This is a genomic window from Pseudomonas sp. GD04019 (assembly GCF_029837695.1).
Taxonomy (GTDB): domain Bacteria; phylum Pseudomonadota; class Gammaproteobacteria; order Pseudomonadales; family Pseudomonadaceae; genus Aquipseudomonas.
Window position 1 is genome coordinate 178,869 of the sequence record NZ_JAOEEA010000009.1, and the last position, 18,153, is coordinate 197,021.

An 18,153-nucleotide genomic window follows, 5' to 3' on the forward strand; every position below is an offset into this window, starting at 1 on the left:
AAAGCCCGCCAATTGGCGGGCTTTTTTGTTGGCAGCAGACTCAGCGGTGATCGCCACGCAGCAGCGATACCTGCTCCTGCAGCACCAGCCGCCCGGTGTCCGCCGGCAGCGCCGTGCCGGCGACTATATTGACCCGTGACCAGAAGCGCTTGAACAGGCCCTTGTGCGGCGCACGACTGAAGAAGCTGCCCCACAGGCCCTGCAGCGCCAGCGGAATCACCGGCACCGGGTTGGCGGCGAGGATGCGCTCGACCCCGGCCTTGAACTCGTCGATATCGCCGCTGGTGGTCAGCTTGCCCTCGGGGAAGATGCACACCACCTCGCCCTCGGCCAGGTACTGGGCGATGCGCGCAAAGGCCCGCTCGAACACTTCCGGGTCCTCGTTGCGCCCGGCGATGGGCACGGTGCCGGCGGTCCGGAAGATGAAGTTGAGCACCGGCAGGTTGTAGATCTTGTAGTACATGACGAAACGCACCGGCCGGCGCACCGCGCCACCGATCAGCAGCGCATCGACGAAGGACACGTGGTTGCACACCAGCACCGCCGCGCCCTCCTCCGGGATCACTTCCAGGTTCTGATGGCGCACCCGGTACATCGAGTGGCTGAGCATCCAGATCAGGAAGCGCATGGTGAACTCGGGGACGATCTTGAAGATGTAGGCGTTGACCGCCAGGTTCATCAGCGAGATGGCCAGGAACAGCTGCGGAATACTCAGCTTGGCGACGCTGAGGAAGAGGATCGACACCAGCGCCGCGGCCACCATGAACAGCGCGTTGAGGATGTTGTTGGCGGCGATCACCCGCGCCCGCTCATGCGCCTCGGTACGCGACTGGATCAGCGCATACAACGGCACGATATAGAAGCCGCCGAACACGCCCAGGCCGAGGATCGAGGCCAGCACCCACCAGGCCTCGCCCATCTGCAGCAGGCCCAGCCAGTCGTGCGCCGCGGCCGCCTGCGGGAAGCTGCTGGAGGTGGCCCACAGCAGGATGCCGAACAGCGACAGGCCGAACGAGCCGAACGGCACCAGGCCGATTTCCACCTTGTGTCCGCTCATGCGCTCGCAGAGCATCGAGCCCAGCGCGATGCCCACCGAGAACACGGTGAGGATCAGCGTCACCACGCTCTCGTCGCCGTGCAGCAGCTCCTTGGCGAAGGTCGGAATCTGCGTCAGGTACACCGCGCCGAGGAACCAGAACCACGAGCTGCCGATCAGCGAGCGCGACACCGCCGGGCGCTGGCCGAGGCCCAGGTGCATGATCTGCCAGGACTGGCGGAAGATGTTCCAGTCCAGCTGCAACTGTGGCAACGCCGCGGCGAAGTGCGGAATACCGCGACTGGCGACATAGCCGGCCACGGCGGTGCCGACGATGGCGATACCCACCGCCATGCGATAGCCCTCGCCGGACATCAGCAGGCCCGCGCCGATGGTGCCGGCGAGGATGGCGAGGAAGGTGCCCATTTCCACCAGCGCGTTGCCGCCCACCAGCTCCTGCTCGCGCAAGGCGGCGGGCAGGATCGAGTACTTCACCGGGCCGAACAGCGCCGAGTGGGTGCCCATGGCGAACAGCGCAGCGAGCATCAGGTAGAGGTTGTCGAGCAGGAAGCCGGTGGCGCCGACCACCATTATCACGATCTCGGCCAGCTTGATCGCGCGGATCAGCGTGTCCTTGGCGAACTTCTCGCCGAACTGGCCGCCGAGTGCGGAGAACAGGAAGAACGGCAGGATGAACAGCAGCGCGCAGAGGTTGACCAGCAGATCGCGGTCGGCGCTAACGCTGAGCTTGAACAGGATGGCGAGGATCAGCGACTGCTTGAAGATGTTGTCGTTGAACGCGCCGAGCAGCTGGGTCAAGAAGAACGGCAGGAAGCGCCGGGTGCCGAGCAGGGCGAATTGCGAATTCTGGGTCATCGTCCTTGTACCTGTCTGAGGCCGAGCGGGCCGTCCGATATTGGACAGCATCTGCCCCAGGCAAAGCCACACCCGCGTTGCGCTTTCGTGCCATGGCTCCCTCTCCCTCCGGGAGAGGGTTGGGGTGAGGGCGCCATAGACAGCTCAGAGCCGCCTGGAAAACCCTCACCCCCAGCCCCTCTCCCAGAGGTAGAGGGGAGAGTTAGATCGGCATCTGCCCCAGCCACCAGCGCAACAGGAAGAACACCAGCAGCCCGCCGCCGATGGTGGCCAGCAGATGGCGGGTCATGGCGGCGATGACGATGGTCGCCAGGCCGGCCAGCAGGTAGGCGTTGTCCAGGCTCAGCGCCCAGGTCTTGCCGTCCGGCAGCAGCATGCCGGGCACCACGATGGCGGTGAGCACGGCGGTCGGCACGTAGTGCAGGCCCTGGCGGATCAGCGGCGGGAAGCGCAGATCGGGGAAGGCGAACAGGCTGTAGCGGGTGGTGAAGGTGATCACCAGCATGCCGAGGATCAGGATCCAGTTTTCCATCAAAACACCTCGTCCTGCAGCAGGCGGTAGCGACGCTCCAGCAGCACACCGACGACGATGCCGGCGAAGGCCGCAGCCATCAGACCGAGCTTGTAGGGCAGGCCATGGCAGGCCACGGCAACTCCTGCGGCGACCAGCGCCGCCGCCACCTGCGGGCGGTTGCGCAGCATGGGCACGACGATGCCGATGAAGGTGGCGAGCATGGCGAAGTCCAGGCCCCAGTCCCCGATGTTCGGCACCGCCTGGCCGAACACCAGGCCGACCAGGGTGCAGGCCAGCCAGTTGACGTACATGGCCAGCGCCGCACCGAGGAAGTACCAGTGCTTGTGCGGCGAGGCATCGGTCTCGGCATAGCGGTGCTGGACCACGGCGAAAGCCTCGTCGGTCAGCCAGAAGGCCAGCGGCACGCGCCAGCGTTTGGGCAAGTGACGCACGAAGGGCTGCAGCGTGGCGCTGTACAGGGCGTGGCGCAGGTTGACCACCAGGGTGGTCAGCCACAGCACGGCCAGGGTCGCGCCGCCTCCGAGCAGGCTGATGGCGATGAACTGGGCGGAGCCGGCAAACACCAGCACCGACATGCCGATGGTCTGCCAGGGCGTGAGCCCGGCCGCGCCGGCCAGGCTGCCGTAGATGATGCCGAAGGGCATGGCGCCGAGCAGCATCGGCAGCATGTCGCGAGTGCCCTGCAGGAATTCGTGATGACGGGACATGGAACCTCCTTGAACCGAGGAGGCTAACCGAGCGCCGCTACCCGCGTCTTGAACGATCTTGCGCAGTGCTCTTCAGAAACCGGCACAGGCGCGACGATACTCGCCGGGGCTGACCCCGTAGCTCTGCTTGAACCGCCGATTCAGATGGCTCTGGTCGGAGAAGCCCAGCTGCAGGGCGACCTGCAACGGTGCACAGCCGGAACGCAACAGCGCCCGCGCCTGCTCCAGGCGGCGCTGCTTGAGCCAGGCGTACGGTGGCAGGCCAGTGGCGCGGCGGAACACCCGGGCGAAGTGGAAGGGCGAGAGATTGACCAGCGCGGCCAGCTCCTCCAGCGATGGCGGCTCGCCCAGGCGCGCAGCCAGCAGATCCTTGGCCAGAGCCACGGCGCGCGGCTCACGACCAGGCTCGGCCGCCTGGGGTATCCGCGCATGGCGCTGGAACAGCAGCAGAATCGCCTCGCGCCAGGCCGTCTGCTGCTGCAGGGCATCGGCGTCGCTGTCGAGCAGGCGGTGCAGATGGCCGAAGGCCTGGTGCAGGTCGAGGTCCTGCAGCACGCTAACGCCGAACGACGGCATGCCGCCGCTCGCCAGCCCCAGTTCATCCAGTACACCCTGCACCTGGGCCGGCGCCGGGTAGAATGCGCGGTACCACCAGCCCTGCTCGTGGGCCTTGGAGCCGGTGTGCACCTCGTCCGGATTGATCAATACCATGCTGCCGACCGGCGCCAGGTGGTCGCTGCCGCGATGGCGGAAGCGCTGGGCACCGCCCTCGATCACGGTGAACACGAAGCCTTCGTGCACATGCGGGGCGAAGCGCTGCTCGATGTAGCGCGCGTGCAGCAGTTCGACGCCGGTCAGCGCCTGGCTCTCCCAGAAGCGGGTCTGCTCGCCGCCGGTCACGACCTCAGGCGCCGAAGCGCGCCTCCAGGCCGGCCTTGACCTGTGGCCACTCGCTGTCGGTGATGCTGTACATCACGGTGTGATCGAGACGGCCATCGGCCAGGCGCCGGTGGTTGCGCAGCAGCCCCTCGCGCTGGGCGCCGAGCTTCTCGATGGCGCGCTGGGAGCGCAGGTTGCTGGCGGCGGTCTTCAATTGCACGCGCACCAGCTGCCACTCCTCGAAGGCGTGGCGCAGCATCAGGTACTTGATCATGCGGTTGAGGCCGGTGCCGTGCTGGCGGGCATCCAGCCAGGTGGCGCCGATCTCGGCGGCCGGCAGCACCGGATTGAAGTCGAAGAAACTGGTGGTGCCGACCAGCTCGCCGGCCAGGCGGATCGCGAAGACCACCTCGCGGCCCTCGCGCTGATCGGCCAGGGCGTTGCGGTACCAGTCCGGGCGCGTGGTGCCGCTCATGTACTGCTGAGATTCACGGTTGGCCTCGGCCAGCTGCAGCAGACCCGGCAGGTCGCCCTCGCTCAGCGGATCGAGGCGCAGCGCGCCCTGCTGCAGGGTGACGGGTTGAGGCTTGAACATGACACGAACTCCGGCAAAGCGACCACGGCCGGTCACGCTAGCAGGCGCCTGGCGGCGACTCAAGCCGGTTGCGACCTTGGTCGGCCTGACGAGTCGGGCGGCGCGTGCGAGACTAAACCCCATAGCCAATGGTCTTGCTGACCGTGCCCCACACGCGGAGTTCGCATGTCGCTGTCCGGCGGATTGATCGCCTTCGTCGCCCTGGCCTACATGGCCATCCTGTTCGCCATCGCCTTCTATGGCGACCGTCGCCGCACGCCGCTCAGGCCACGCCTGCGCGCCTGGGTCTTCAGCCTGTCGCTGGCGGTGTACTGCACCAGCTGGACCTTCTTCGGCGCGGTCGGCCAGGCCGCCGGCCAGTTGTGGTCGTTCCTGCCGATCTACCTGGGGCCGATCATCGTCCTGCTGTTCGCCCCCTGGGTGCTGGAAAAGATGGTGGCGATCAGCAAGCGCGAGAACATCACCTCGATCGCCGACTTTATCGCCGCACGCTACGGCAAGTCGCAGAGCCTGGCGGTAGTGGTGGCGCTGATCTGCCTAGTCGGCGTGTTGCCCTATATCGCCCTGCAGCTGAAAGGCATCGTGCTCGGCGTCAACTTGCTGATCGGAACCACGCCCAGCCCTACGCGCAGCCAGGACACCGCGCTGATCGTGTCGCTGATCCTGGCCCTGTTCACCGTGCTGTTCGGCACCCGCAGCCTGGATGTCACCGAGCACCACCGCGGCATGGTGCTGGCGATTGCCTTCGAGTCGCTGGTCAAGCTGCTGGCCTTCCTCGCCGTCGGCGTGTTCGTTACCTGGGGCCTGTTCGGCGGCTTCGGCGACCTGCTCGAACGGGCCAGCCAGGCCCCGGCCCTGGAGGGCTACTGGTCGCAGACTGTGAGTTGGCCGGCGATGCTGGTGCAGACCGGCCTGGCGATGACCGCGATCATCTGCCTGCCGCGGCAGTTCCACGTCAGCGTGGTGGAGAACATCGAGCCGGCCGACCTGCGCCTGGTGCGCTGGGTGTTCCCCGCCTACCTGCTGCTGGCCGCGCTGTTCGTGGTGCCCATCTCCCTGGCCGGCCAGTTGCTGCTGCCGGCCGGCGTGCAGCCGGACTCCTTCGTGATCAGCCTGCCGCTGGCCGAGGCCCACCCGGCGCTGGCGATGCTGGCCTTTATCGGCGGCGCTTCGGCGGCGACCGGCATGGTCATCGTCGAGGCCGTGGCGCTGTCGACCATGGTCAGCAACGACATGCTGCTGCCGGCCCTGCTGCGCCGGAAGAACGCCGAGCGGCCGTTCGAGGCCTTCCGCCAGTGGATGCTCAGCGCGCGGCGCCTGAGCATCCTGATCATCCTGCTGCTCGCCTACGTCTGCTATCGCCTGCTCGGCACCAACGCCAGCCTGGCCACCATCGGCCAGCTGTCGTTCGCCGCCATCGGCCAGTTGGCGCCGGCCATGCTCGGCGCGCTGGTGTGGAAGCAGGCCAACCGCCGCGGCGTGTTCGCCGGCCTGGCCGCCGGCTGCGCCCTGTGGCTGTACACCCTGGCCCTGCCGCTGGCCGCCGGCGGCCTGCGCTGGTCGCTGGACCGCTTCCCGCTGCTGCCGGAGCTGCTCTATTACCCGATCGGCATCGAGGTCGACCCGCTGACCCGCGGCGTGCTGCTGTCGCTGGCCGGCAACTTCCTGCTGTTCGCCCTGGTCTCCTGGCTGTCCCGCTCGCGGGTCTCCGAACACTGGCAGGCCGGGCGCTTCATCGGCCTGGATACCGGCGCCAAGTCCAGCGGGCGCAACCTGCTGGCCGTGCAGGTGGCCGACCTGATGACCCTGGCCGCGCGCTTCGTCGGCGAGGAACGGGCGCGGCAGAGTTTCGTGCGCTTCGCCTACCAGCAGGACCGTCCGTTCAACCCCACACTGAATGCCGACCCCGAGTGGATCGCCCACACCGAGCGCCTGCTGGCCGGCGTGCTCGGCGCCTCCAGCACCCGCGCCGTGGTGCGCGCGGCCATCGAAGGCCGCGACATGCAGGTCGAGGACGTGGTGCGCATCGTCGACGAGGCGTCCGAGGTGTTGCAGTTCAACCGCGCCCTGCTGCAGGGCGCCATCGAGAATATCAACCAGGGCATCAGCGTGGTCGACCAGAACCTGCAGCTGGTGGCGTGGAACCGCCGCTACCTGGAGCTGTTCGAGTATCCGGATGGGCTGATCGGCGTCGGCCGGCCGATCGCCGAGATCATCCGCTACAACGCCGAGCGCGGTTTGTGCGGCCCCGGCGACGTGGAAGAACATGTGACCAAGCGCCTCTACTGGATGCGCCAGGGCAAGGCGCACACCTCGGAACGGCTGTTCCCCAATGGCCGGGTCATCGAGCTGATCGGCAACCCGATGCCCGGTGGCGGCTTCGTCATGAGCTTCACCGATATCACCGCCTTCCGCCAGGCCGAGCAGGCGCTGCTGGAGGCCAACGAGGGCCTGGAGCAGCGGGTCGAGGCGCGCACTCACGAGCTGTCGCAGCTGAACCAGGCGCTGGGGGAAGCCAAGGGCGTCGCCGAGTCGGCCAACCAGTCGAAGACCCGCTTCCTCGCTGCCGTCAGCCATGACCTGATGCAACCGCTGAACGCCGCGCGGCTGTTCTCCGCTTCCCTCTCCCACCAGCAGGACGCCCTGCCCACGGAGGCCCAGGAACTGGTGCGCCACCTGGACAGCTCGCTGCGCTCGGCCGAAGACCTGATCACCGATCTGCTGGACATCTCGCGCCTGGAGAACGGGCGCATCACCCCGGAGCGCAGCCACTTCCCCCTCGGCCAGCTGTTCGACGCCCTCGGCGCCGAATTCCGCGTGCTGGCCCAGGAGCAGCGCGTGGACTTCCGCCTGGTGCCCAGCCGGCTGCGCATCGACAGCGACCCCAAGCTGCTGCGCCGGGTGCTGCAGAACTTCCTCACCAACGCCTTCCGCTACGCCCGCGGCCACGTACTGCTCGGCGCACGGCGCGACGGCGAGTTCCTGCGCCTGGAAGTGTGGGACCGCGGCCCGGGCATTCCCGAAGACAAGCGCAAGGTGATCTTCGAGGAATTCAAGCGCCTGGACAGCCACCAGACCCGCGCCGAGAAGGGCCTGGGCCTGGGCCTGGCGATCGCCGACGGCCTCTGTCGGGTCCTCGACCATCGCCTGGAAGTGCGCTCCTGGCCGGGCAAGGGCAGCGTGTTCAGCGTGCGCGTGCCGCTGGTACGCGGCGCCGCGCCGCAAATCACGCCGGCGCTCAGCGAGCTGAACGGCCACACATTGGGCGGCGCCCAGGTGCTGTGCATCGACAACGAGGACAGCATCCTCACCGGCATGCACAGCCTGCTGTCGCGCTGGGGCTGCCAGGTGTGGACGGCGCGCAATCGCCTGGAGTGCGAACACCTGCTTGACGAGGCGGTGCAACCGCAGCTGGCGCTGGTCGACTACCACCTGGACGAGGGCGACACCGGCACCGAGCTGATGGCCTGGTTGCGCACGCGCCTGGGCCAGCCGCTGCCGGGCGTGGTGATCAGTGCCGATGGCCGCCCCGAGCTGGTGGCCGAAGTGCACGCCGCAGGCCTCGACTACCTGGCCAAGCCAGTGAAGCCGGCGGCCCTGCGCGCGCTGATCAGCCGGCATCTGCCGTTGGCCTGAGCAATCCACCAAGCGCTCCTGCCTAGGCGAGTACAGCCTACGGCTGAGCCATGCGTAGGGCGGGTGAAACCCGCGCGCTCACTGAGCATGCTCGCAGCGCAGGTGAGCTTGCTCCCCCCCGCTAGCGGCCAGAAAAAACATCTATTTAACAGATAGGAATAACAGCCTTTTTGCGCTTTTTATCGATATCCGTTCGATAGATGATGCTCTCCATCCCTGCCGCGCAATACGGCGCCGCAGCCACGGAGTGACCACCATGATCGAAGTACGCCCATTCGCCTCCCTCGGCCATGCCCACCATGGCTGGCTGAATGCTCGCCACCACTTCTCCTTCGCCGAATACCAGGATCCGCAGCGCACCAACTGGGGCCGGCTGCGCGTGTGGAATGACGACGAGATCGCCGCGGGCGCAGGCTTCCCGCCGCACCCGCACCATGACATGGAGATCATCACCTACGTCCGCGAAGGCGCCATCACCCACCGCGACAACCTGGGCAACCAGGGCCGCACCGAGGCCGGTGATGTGCAGGTGATGAGTGCGGGCACCGGCATCGCCCACTCGGAATTCAACCTGGAAGAGGTCACCACCAAGATCTTCCAGATCTGGATCATCCCGGACCAGCAGGGCGAAGCGCCGTCGTGGGGTGCCAAGCCCTTCCCGAAGGGCGAGCGTGCCGGCCAGTTCGTGATCCTCGCCAGCGGTCATGACAGCGATGAAGAGGCCCTGCGCATCCGCGCCGATGCCCGCCTGGCCGCCGCCACCCTCAGCGCCGGCCAGAGCGCCGAGTACCCGCTGGGGCGCCTGCGCAAAGGCTATCTGGTCGCCGCCAAGGGCCGCATCGAGGTCAATGGCATCGAGGCGCTGGAGCGCGATGGCGTGGCTATCGCCCAGGAAGAAGTCGTGCGGGTCACCGCGCTGGAAGACAGCGAGGTGATTCTGGTCGACGTGGCCTGAACCGCGGGCGGGCGGGTTACTCGCCCGCCTCGTCCAGCAACGGCATGCCGGCGGCGCGCTCGATGAGATCCGCTGGCAGGCTCTTGCTGGCGCGGGCGCCGAGCAGCTTGAGGTTCTCGACCCGATTGATCAGGTTGCCGCGACCCTCGCACAGCTTGTTGCGCGCCGCGTCATAGGCCTTGTCCAGCTGCTTGAGGCGGCTGCCCATCTCGTCCAGGTCGGCGATGAAGGCGACGAACTTGTCGTACAGCTGGCCGGCACGCTCGGCGATATCGCGGGCGTTCTGGCTCTGCCGCTCCTGACGCCAGAGGCTGTCGATCACCCGCAGGGTGGCCAGCAGCGTGGTCGGGCTGACGATCACCACATGCTGCTCGAAAGCTTCCTGGAACAGCCCCGGGTCGGCCTGCAGCGCGGCGGCGAAGGCGGCCTCGATCGGTACGAACAAGAGCACGAAGTCCAGGCTGTGCAGACTTTCCAGGCGCTGGTAGTCCTTCACCGACAGGCCTTTGAGGTGGCTGCGCAGGCTCAGCACATGCTGCTTCAGGGCATGGGCACGGACGACCTCGTCCTCGGCGACGATCATCGCCTGGTAGGCGGTCAGACTGACCTTGGCATCGACGATGACCTGCTTGTCGCCGGGCAGCTGAATCAGCACGTCCGGCTGGAAACGCTCGCCGTCGGCTCCCTTGAGGCTGACCTGGGTGTGATATTCGCGGCCCTTCTCCAGGCCGGCATGCTCCAGCACCCGTTCCAGCACCAGCTCGCCCCAGTTGCCCTGGGTCTTCTGGCCCTTGAGTGCACGGGTCAGGTTGGTCGCCTCGTCGCCCAGACGCTGGTTGAGCAGTTGCAGGCGCTCCAGCTCCTTGGCCAGGGAGAAGCGCTCGCGCGCCTCGTTCTGGTAGCTCTCTTCCACCCGCTTCTCGAACGCCTGGATGCGCTCCTTGAGTGGATCGAGCAACTGGCCGAGGCGCTGCTGGCTGGTCTCGGCGAAACGCTGTTCGCGCTCGTCGAAGATCTTCCCGGCCAGCTCGGCGAACTGCGCGCGCAACTCGTCGCGGGCGGCCTGCAGATCGGTCAGGCGCTGCTGGTGGTGTTCCTGCTGTTCGCGCAGCTCGGCGGCCAGGCCAGCGCGCTGGCTCTCCAGCTGGCGCAGCTGACCTTCCTTGTTCTCCCGTTCGCGCGCCCAGTCCTGGGCGGCCGCCTGTGCAGCCTCGCGCTCGCGGCCGAGCAGCTCGCTCTCGCGGCGCAGGGCGGCCAGCTCGGCCTGCTGGCGCGCGCTCTCCTGCTGCTGGCTGCGCAGATCGTCGTTGGCGCCATCGAGCTGGGCGCTCAGGCCTTCCTGGGCGAGACGCGCCTGGCTCAGGCGCTCCTCCAGCAACAGGCGTTCGGCCGCCTGGCTCGCCAGCCCGCGCTGCTGGCGCCACAGCAGCACGGCCAATGGCACGGCGCCGAGCAGCAGGCCGAGCAGCAGATTGGGCAGATCGAGAACGAAGGAAACGGGCACGGGCGGACTCGCTGGCGGGAAAGGAATGCCCGGCAGTATACCCGCGTCGATCAGTGATCGAGACGCTGCAGCAGGCGCGCGGCCTCGTGGGAACCCTGGGCAGCCGCCAGCTCCAGCCAGTGCCTGGCCTGCAACGGCTCACGCTGGCGTGGCTGGCAATACAGGCGGCCAAGCTCCAGCTGGGCGCGCAAGTCACCGGCGCGCGCCGCCTGGCGCAGCAGCTCTTGGCCGATGCGGCGGTCACGCGCGTTGCCGCAATCGCGGCACAGCAATTGACCGAGGCGACTCTGCGCCGCGACCACGCCCTTGCGGGCCGGCTGCTTGAGCAGCCCCCCGGCAAAACGCTTGATGGTGGAATGGTGCCCCAGGCGGGGACGATCGAGCAGCCAGAAGGCCAGACGAACCGGCAGACGATTGCCCATGTCGGGCTGGTGCTGGGCGGCGGACAGAACGCGAGACTTCATGTAAGCGACGGCTGGCTTCGGGGCGCGCCACTCTACTCTCTTTTCTCGCCCGGTAAAGACTTGCCAAACGGGCAAAACCGCGCTCTAGAGCAACTACTCGGACAATCCACAGAAGCTGTGGATAACTACGTGGACAACTTGGTGGAAACCTTTCTCATCGCCCAGTGTCTGCGGCCTCCGCTCAAACTGATGCTTTTTTCACCAACGAAAAAATTCCTTATTTTTCATTGACTTGAAAAATGGTCATGGAGAATCAAGCGGTTACGACGCTTTGTGACAGAAGCTTGACAAGCTGCTTCGCCAATGTGCACAAGTGCCTCGCCCTCGCCCTCTTTCGGCGCAGGCGCAGGCCCTAGGCGGGCTGCGGCAGCTTGCCGTCGACCAGGTACAGTTCCAGGCCGAACAGGCGGGGAATATCCGGCGCCTGGGCACTCTTGAAGGCCACATATCCGGCGGTGGTTTCGCACAGCCAGGGCTGCAAGTTGCGCGGGCGCTTCTCGCTGAATGCGGCCGGTGCATAGAGGGCGACATTGGTGCCCCGTAACGGGCAGCGCGCCGAGGGATACTCGAACGCCTCCACCCCCGCCTCGCGCATGGCACTGCCCAATTCGTGGGTAGCCCGATAGTCGCTGCGATGAGTGAGCGACTCGCGATGCCGATCAAACGGCGGCAGCTGCAGGCGGATGCCACGCTCTACCTGGTAGCGCGCCTCGAAGGAGGAATGCTCGGAGAGGATGCGCCCGCTGGGCGGCGGCTCGGCCATGCCATACCAGAGCACGAAACGGTAGAACGCCGTCTCGGCCATTGCCGTTTCCAACTGGCAGGCGGCGTAGAACAGGCTCGGCTCGTGGCGTCGGCCAAAGCGCGAGCCCCAGCGCAGCGGCGGGTAGCGGAACGGCGTGTGTAATAAGTAGTGCAGCGGCTCGTCGCTGGGTGGCAGTGGCGGCTTGCTGCTCTCCAGCAACTGCTCGAGCAGGGCCTGCTCTTCCAGGGTATCCACCAGCTGCAGGGTGGCCACCTGCTCCTGGTTCTCCACCAGACGTACCAGCCGGCCACGCAGAGGAATCAGCTGTTCTGCGCCGGCGCAGGCCTGCCAGATATCCATATCGAGAACTCGCTTAGCCCCACTATGGCGGGACGTCGGGAAAGGAAGTCAGACCTTGCCGCGGATCGCGTCGAGGTACTCCACCACACGCACCAGCCCCTGCACCTGGCCCATCTGCTCCAGCGGCACGCCAGCCAGATGGCGGTTTTCCGTGCGCAGGAAATGGCGCATGTCATCGAGATTGCCGCCGAACAGGGCGAACAGTGCGCGATAGATGCGGATCAGCAGTAGCGCCAGCTCGCCGGTCTTGCTCTGCGGGCGCAGACCGCCGCTATCGCCCCAGCGGCTGATGGCGGAACGGTTGACTCCGACTATGCCGGCCAGCTCCTGCTGGGTCAGCCCCAACTGCTCGCGGGTATTGAGCAGGGCCTTGAGCAACACCGCATCGGCATCGACGCCGGGCTTGCTGAGCGCACTCATTGTCGTCTCCAGGTGTTCGTTTGAAACAAAAATAGCAAATTAATTGCGAAACGAACACTGGATGAGTTCTCTGGGAATTGCGTGCTTCGATACAAACAGGGAAGTGAGCAGACAACTTTTCCATAGCCCAGAAACGCAAAAACCCCTGAAGTCCGAGGACTTCAGGGGTTTTGCACTTTGTATGGCGGGAAGATAGGGATTTGAACCCGTTTAGCCCGCTCTCTTCGCCCAGCTTCTTTCCGCAATGCCTCTATTTTAGGGAGCTGCAGCCCAGGTGCATTCCCTATACCCGGCTTTGTAACGCTGCTTTCTCGACACTTTTTCGACAGCTTGGTTTTGCCAACTCGCCTGAGAGCCAGCGCTTTATCTGGGCCTCCCTGCGTTGTAGAGGGGGCCCCCGCTTGCGGGGGAGACTCTGCAACGCAGGGAGGCCCGGAATAAGCCATTACGAGCGGGCGCCTGGGACGTCCCTGTAGCACGTCTATGAATCGAGCGTGAGCGCCACTGTTATTCAGCATTGCTCCGCTATAGACACACTGGTCGCGCACAAGAATATATGCTAAACATATGCAAAACATATATAGGTTTAACATATGAGAAATGATACAAGGCAGCTTTGCCTGGATTACCTTGCTTGGCAGTGGGGCTATGGGCGCGGGAGAGCCAAGAAGGAGTATGCGCTTTTGACTCCAGAGGGGCGTGCGCCGCTTTTAAAGGCGGCTCAGGAGTGGGAAGCACGGGGCCGTAATCCGAGCGGACTACCTGATTTCGATGTGCCGCAGCAGCCATTACCAAGTTCGCCGCCAGTAGCGGCACCAGCTGCGCCCCCCGAGCGGCCAGCTGTAGCTCCTGAGGTGCTGGCCACTGCTTCAAAGGTGTTGTCTAAGCAGACTGCGTCAAAGCCCGCTCCAAGGGCCAAGAAAGTGATGTTCTCGATCCTCCTGCCTCCGGCTGATCTGGAGGCTATGCGGCATCTCGCGGATGAGTCGGGGGAGACGGTTGCTTATCACGTCAGAACGGCAATCAGGCGCTATCTGAAAGCTGCTGAGAAGGGGGAGTTATGAGAGTCGGCCTTGTTTATGTTCGTCCAGGGGTAGCGCAGGCCATGGAACTGCTCGGCAAGTGGGTTGTCTGCCGGGTCCGGTATGAGGGGGAGGAAGAGGAGCTGCACGACACTATGCCAGCCCAGGTTGTTGGGGCTGTGGTGCCTGCGCCTGAGGGGCCTGTTGAGGCTCAATTGCTCCTGAATTCGCAGCCTTGGGTTAAGTGCATTGAGGGCTATGAATTCGAGGTCTTTCTGGATACCGTGGTCCACATTCAGGTGGTCTCCCCCGCTCAGCCTTAGCGCTTCGCTTGCGCGACTAGGGCCCTCCTTGGGGGCTGGACTAGCGAAGTCTGTCCAGCCCCCAAGGAGGGCAAGCAAGCGAAGCGCGCTAGAAACTCGACACTCCGTCGACAGTTTTTCGGCCCTAGAAAGCATAAGCCCCCGAAATTCTAGGAATTTCAGGGGCTTATGGCTTTGAATGTGGCGGGAAGATAGGGATTTGAACCCTAGGTGCCATTGCTGACACAACGGATTTCGAATCCGTCCCGTTCGACCACTCCGGCATCTTCCCAAAGCGGTGCGCATGATATCAGCTGAGCGCCGTTAGTCCAGCAATTTTTCTTGTGCGATCAGGTGCTTGCGGCAGGCATGAAAAAGGGAGCCATGGCTCCCTCGTTCTTTCCAAGATCAAACTCAGCTGGTCAGCCGAGTCAGCGCCTCGCGGTATTTGTCGGCGGTCTTCTGCGCTACTTCGGCCGGTACGGCCGGTGCCGGCGGCTCCTTGTTCCAGCCGGTGGACTCCAGCCAGTCGCGCACGAACTGCTTGTCGAAACTCGGCGGATTGCTGCCTTCGGCGTAGCTGTCGGCGGGCCAGAAACGGCTGGAGTCGGGGGTCAGCGCCTCGTCCATCAGGGTCAGGGTGCCGTCTTCGTCCAGGCCGAACTCGAACTTGGTGTCGGCGATGATGATGCCACGGGTGGCCGCGTACTCGACTGCGGCGCTGTACAAAGCGATGGCCGTGTCGCGCACCTTGGCCGCCAGCTCGGCGCCGATGATGGCCTCGCACTGCGCGAAGCTGATGTTCTCGTCGTGGTCGCCAACGGCGGCCTTGGTCGAGGGGGTGAAGATCGGCTGCGGCAGCTTGGCCGCTTCCTTCAGGCCGGCCGGCAGCTGGATGCCGCAGACGGTGCCGCTCTTCTGGTATTCCTTCCAGCCGGAACCGACGATGTAGCCACGCACGATGGCTTCCACCGCGACCGGCTGCAGGCGCTTGGCGACCACCGCGCGGCCTTCCACCAGCGGCAGCTCGGCAGCCGGCACCACGTCCTCGACCTTGTCGCCGGTGAAGTGGTTGGGCACCACGTCCTTGAGCTTGTCGAACCAGAAGTTGGAGATGGCGGTGAGGATCTTGCCCTTCTCCGGAATCGGCTCGTCGAGGATCACGTCGAAGGCCGACAGGCGATCGGTGGCGACCATCAGCATGCGCTTGGCATCGATCTCGTAGAGGTCGCGGACTTTGCCGGAGTAGATCTTCTTCAGGCTCAGGGTGGTGGGAGTGGTCATGTCGAAGTTTCCGCCTGGTTTAAACGAAACAGGCGAAACCCGCCGGGTTTCGCCTATCGATTCGCTGCAGGCCCGGCAGGTGCCGGACCGGGATCAGCCGAGGTTTTCCTGGATCAGGGTCAGCACACGGCGGGCCACGTCTTCCGGGGCCACGGTGTTGATGTCCTTCTCCACGGTGACCTGCACGTCACCGCCGGCGCTGCTGGTCAGGCGTACCTGATAGCGCTCGGCGCGGGCGTCGATCTCTTCCTGGGTCGGCTCGCTGCCGAACAGGCCGCTGATGAAGCCCTTCTCTTCTTCCGGCTTCTTGGCGCCCTCGGCCAGGTTGACGTAGTACACGCCCAGGCTGCGGTTGATGTCGTCGACGCGCACGTCGCCCAGCTCGAGGGCGCGACCGACGCTGGACCAGGCACGGTCGAAGTCGGTGCTGAGGTTCAGTACCGGGTTGCCGGCGCCATCCTGGGTCAGGTTGATGCGGCTGGGGGCGTCGTAGTTACGCGCGGCCAGCAGAGACACCGAGCCATGCTCGGCGGTGCTACTGAGGTCGGCGAGCATGCCGTCGAGCAGCGAGGCCTCGAGGCTGGCGTTGCCGGTACGGGCCGGGAAGGCCACGTCGGCAGTGCTGCCTTCTTCACGCTCGGCGCTGACCACGAACACTTCGCTGGTATTGCGCACCACGCCCGGCTCGATGCGCACACGAACACGCACCTCATTGTCGGTATCGGCCATCAGGCTGCCCAGGCGGCGGCCCATGGATGGAGCCAGGTCCTCGGCACCCTGCCATTCGGTGATGAACTCACCGGTCTGCGGGTGCTCCTCGGCGATGCGGAAACCGCTGTTCTCGAAGTAGGAGCGAGCCACCGGCCAGACTTCCGCCGGCGCGCGCTGGGCCACCAGCCAGCGCGAGTCGCCGCTCTTCTGCAGGCTGAACTCACTGGCTTCGCCAGTAGTACCGAGAGCCTGCGGGCGCGGCACCTCGAAGCTCTGCGGGGTTTCGGAGCTGGTGGCGACATGCGCCGGCACCGGCAGCAGCGGGTCGATGCGCTTGGCGTCGACATTCGGCGGCATCTGCATCGGCGCGGTCTGGCGCGCATCCAGGTAGTCGGTGGAGCGGTCACGGAAGTAGCCTTCATCGCCCCACAGCCAGCCGCAACCGCTGGTGGTGGAGATGATCAGGGCAAGGGCAGAGAGTCCAGCCAGTCGCTTCATGCGCAAGTATTCCTCGATTAAGCCAGTACGCCGGACTGGCGCATGGCCTGACGCAGCGGTTCGTGACAGCGCGGGCTGAGCCAGGTCAGCGGCAGACGAATGCCGTCCTGCATCATGCCCATTTCCTGCAGGGCCCATTTCACCGGAATCGGGTTGGATTCGATGAACAGGTTCTTGTGCAGCGGCATCAGGCGCTCGTTGATAGCGCGGGAGGTAGCGGCGTCGCCAGCCATGGCGGCGGCGCACAGCTCAGCCATGGCGCGCGGGGCGACGTTGGCGGTCACGGAAATGTTGCCCTTGCCACCCATCAGCATCAGTTCAACGGCGGTAGCGTCATCGCCGGAATAGACCAGGAAGTCGGCGCTGACGCGATCGAGGATGTCCTGAGCGCGTTGCAGGTCGCCGGTGGCTTCCTTGATACCGATGATGTTGGCGACCTTGGACAGGCGCTCGACGGTTTCCGGCAGCATATCGCAGGCGGTACGGCCCGGCACGTTGTACAGGATCTGCGGAATGGCCACGCTTTCGGCGATATGGCGGAAGTGCTGGTACAGGCCTTCCTGGGTCGGCTTGTTGTAGTAGGGGGTGACCAGCAGGCAGGCATCGGCGCCGACGCTCTTGGCGTTCTGGGTCAGCTCGATGGCTTCGCGGGTGCTGTTGGCGCCGGTACCGGCGATCACCGGGATACGCCCGGCGACCTGATCGACCACGCGGCGGATGACTTCGACGTGCTCGTTGACATCCAGGGTGGCGGATTCGCCAGTGGTGCCGACGGCGACTATGGCGTTGGTACCTTCCTGCAGGTGGAAGTCGACCAGCTTGCTCAGAGCAGCCCAGTCCAGACCACCCTGTGCGTCCATGGGCGTGACCAGTGCCACCATACTGCCCGAAATCATGCAACCGCTCCTGCCGGAAAAAGAGAGCGGTAATGGTACTGGCGCCACCTGTGTTGCACAAGCGAACGGGACCCAGGCCAGCATTCCCCTGAGCGGCGCTTTTCGCTACCCTTCCCTCTTTGTTTGGCGCCTCATCGCGCTGGCCCTCATCGTTTCAGGAAAGCTGAATGTCCACCCCCCAGGTTCGCGAACAATTCCTTGTCATCAGCGCCCTCGGCGCCAACCCCATGGAGCTGACCAGCGTGCTCTGCCGGGCCAGCCAGGAAAACCGCTGCGGCGTGGTGAGCAGCCGCCTGACCCGCCACGGCGAGTACAGCTCGCTGACCCTGCAGGTCAGCGGCAGCTGGGACGCCCTGGCCCGCCTGGAAGGCGTTCTGCCGGCCCTAGCCAAGCGCCACAGCTTCAGCGTCAACATGATCCGCAGCGGCGCCCTCGAGGCTCGTCCCAATTCGCTGCCTTATGTGGCCTATGTCAGCTGCGCCTACCGGCCGGACATCCTCAACGAGCTGTGCCAGTTCTTCAGCGACCACCGCGTGGAGCTGGAAAGCATCACCTGCGACACCTACCAGGCCCCGCAGACGGGCGGCACCCTGCTCAACGCCACGCTGACCGTGACGCTGCCGCCCGGCACCCAGATCAGCTGGCTGCGCGACCAGTTCCTCGACTTCTCTGACGCCCTCAACCTGGACGCGCTGATCGAACCCTGGCGCCCACAGAACCCATAAGGA

The 18,153-nt window shown here is 65.5% G+C and carries 15 protein-coding genes and 1 tRNA gene; 3 read left to right on the plus strand and 13 right to left on the minus strand.

Going from position 1 to position 18,153, the window contains the following annotated elements:
• Positions 1-40 precede the first annotated feature (40 nt).
• From N7607_RS15695 to N7607_RS15715, 5 genes are all read right to left on the minus strand, one after another.
• Positions 41-1,912, minus strand: coding sequence for an MFS transporter (locus N7607_RS15695; RefSeq protein WP_279867513.1), 1,872 nt, complete (start codon positions 1,910-1,912; stop codon positions 41-43).
• A 202-nt stretch (positions 1,913-2,114) separates the two neighbouring features.
• A complete protein-coding gene (locus N7607_RS15700) occupies positions 2,115-2,444 on the minus strand; it encodes an AzlD domain-containing protein (RefSeq protein ID WP_279867514.1) in 330 nt (109 codons plus the stop codon).
• Positions 2,444-3,154 carry an AzlC family ABC transporter permease gene (locus N7607_RS15705; protein ID WP_279867515.1) on the minus strand — a complete coding sequence of 237 codons (711 nt, stop codon included), beginning with the start codon at positions 3,152-3,154 and terminating at the stop codon, positions 2,444-2,446. The genes N7607_RS15700 and N7607_RS15705 overlap by 1 nt, the downstream gene beginning before the upstream one ends.
• Positions 3,155-3,226: 72 nt before the next feature.
• Positions 3,227-4,054 carry an AraC family transcriptional regulator gene (locus tag N7607_RS15710; protein WP_279867516.1) on the minus strand — a complete coding sequence of 276 codons (828 nt, stop codon included), beginning with the start codon at positions 4,052-4,054 and terminating at the stop codon, positions 3,227-3,229.
• A gap of 4 nt (positions 4,055-4,058) precedes the next feature.
• Positions 4,059-4,628, minus strand: coding sequence for a GNAT family protein (locus N7607_RS15715; protein ID WP_279867517.1), 570 nt, complete (start codon positions 4,626-4,628; stop codon positions 4,059-4,061).
• Between the two features lie 165 nt (positions 4,629-4,793).
• On the opposite strand from N7607_RS15715, the gene N7607_RS15720 reads away from it, so the two are divergent.
• Together N7607_RS15720 and N7607_RS15725 are read left to right on the plus strand one after the other, a co-directional pair.
• Positions 4,794-8,264, plus strand: a complete 3,471-nt coding sequence (locus N7607_RS15720) for a PAS domain-containing hybrid sensor histidine kinase/response regulator (protein ID WP_279867518.1) — start codon at positions 4,794-4,796, stop codon at positions 8,262-8,264.
• A gap of 256 nt (positions 8,265-8,520) precedes the next feature.
• Positions 8,521-9,219: a pirin family protein gene (locus tag N7607_RS15725; RefSeq protein WP_279867519.1), complete on the plus strand. Its 699-nt coding sequence runs from the start codon at positions 8,521-8,523 to the stop codon at positions 9,217-9,219.
• 16 nt (positions 9,220-9,235) lie between these two features.
• On the opposite strand, the gene rmuC is transcribed toward N7607_RS15725, so the two are convergent.
• From rmuC to dapA, 8 genes are all read right to left on the minus strand, one after another.
• Complete coding sequence (rmuC, locus tag N7607_RS15730) at positions 9,236-10,597, minus strand: DNA recombination protein RmuC (RefSeq protein ID WP_279867650.1); 1,362 nt, start codon at positions 10,595-10,597, stop codon at positions 9,236-9,238.
• 176 nt (positions 10,598-10,773) lie between these two features.
• Positions 10,774-11,187: a sel1 repeat family protein gene (locus tag N7607_RS15735; protein ID WP_279867520.1), complete on the minus strand. Its 414-nt coding sequence runs from the start codon at positions 11,185-11,187 to the stop codon at positions 10,774-10,776.
• 352 nt (positions 11,188-11,539) lie between these two features.
• Complete coding sequence (locus N7607_RS15740; protein ID WP_279867521.1) at positions 11,540-12,292, minus strand: RES family NAD+ phosphorylase; 753 nt, start codon at positions 12,290-12,292, stop codon at positions 11,540-11,542.
• A 48-nt stretch (positions 12,293-12,340) separates the two neighbouring features.
• Positions 12,341-12,712, minus strand: coding sequence for an antitoxin Xre/MbcA/ParS toxin-binding domain-containing protein (locus N7607_RS15745; protein ID WP_279867523.1), 372 nt, complete (start codon positions 12,710-12,712; stop codon positions 12,341-12,343).
• A gap of 1,526 nt (positions 12,713-14,238) precedes the next feature.
• A tRNA-Ser gene (locus tag N7607_RS15750) sits at positions 14,239-14,328 on the minus strand.
• 122 nt (positions 14,329-14,450) lie between these two features.
• A complete protein-coding gene (locus N7607_RS15755; protein ID WP_279867524.1) occupies positions 14,451-15,320 on the minus strand; it encodes a phosphoribosylaminoimidazolesuccinocarboxamide synthase in 870 nt (289 codons plus the stop codon).
• Between the two features lie 93 nt (positions 15,321-15,413).
• Positions 15,414-16,529, minus strand: coding sequence for an outer membrane protein assembly factor BamC (gene bamC, locus N7607_RS15760; RefSeq protein WP_279867525.1), 1,116 nt, complete (start codon positions 16,527-16,529; stop codon positions 15,414-15,416).
• Between the two features lie 17 nt (positions 16,530-16,546).
• Positions 16,547-17,425, minus strand: coding sequence for a 4-hydroxy-tetrahydrodipicolinate synthase (gene dapA, locus N7607_RS15765; RefSeq protein ID WP_279867528.1), 879 nt, complete (start codon positions 17,423-17,425; stop codon positions 16,547-16,549).
• A gap of 167 nt (positions 17,426-17,592) precedes the next feature.
• Between dapA and N7607_RS15770 the strand changes: the two genes are divergently transcribed.
• The gene (locus tag N7607_RS15770; protein ID WP_137971406.1) at positions 17,593-18,150 is read left to right on the plus strand and encodes a glycine cleavage system protein R; all 558 of its coding nucleotides are present in this window, start codon (positions 17,593-17,595) and stop codon (positions 18,148-18,150) included.
• The last annotated feature ends 3 nt before the right edge of the window (positions 18,151-18,153 follow it).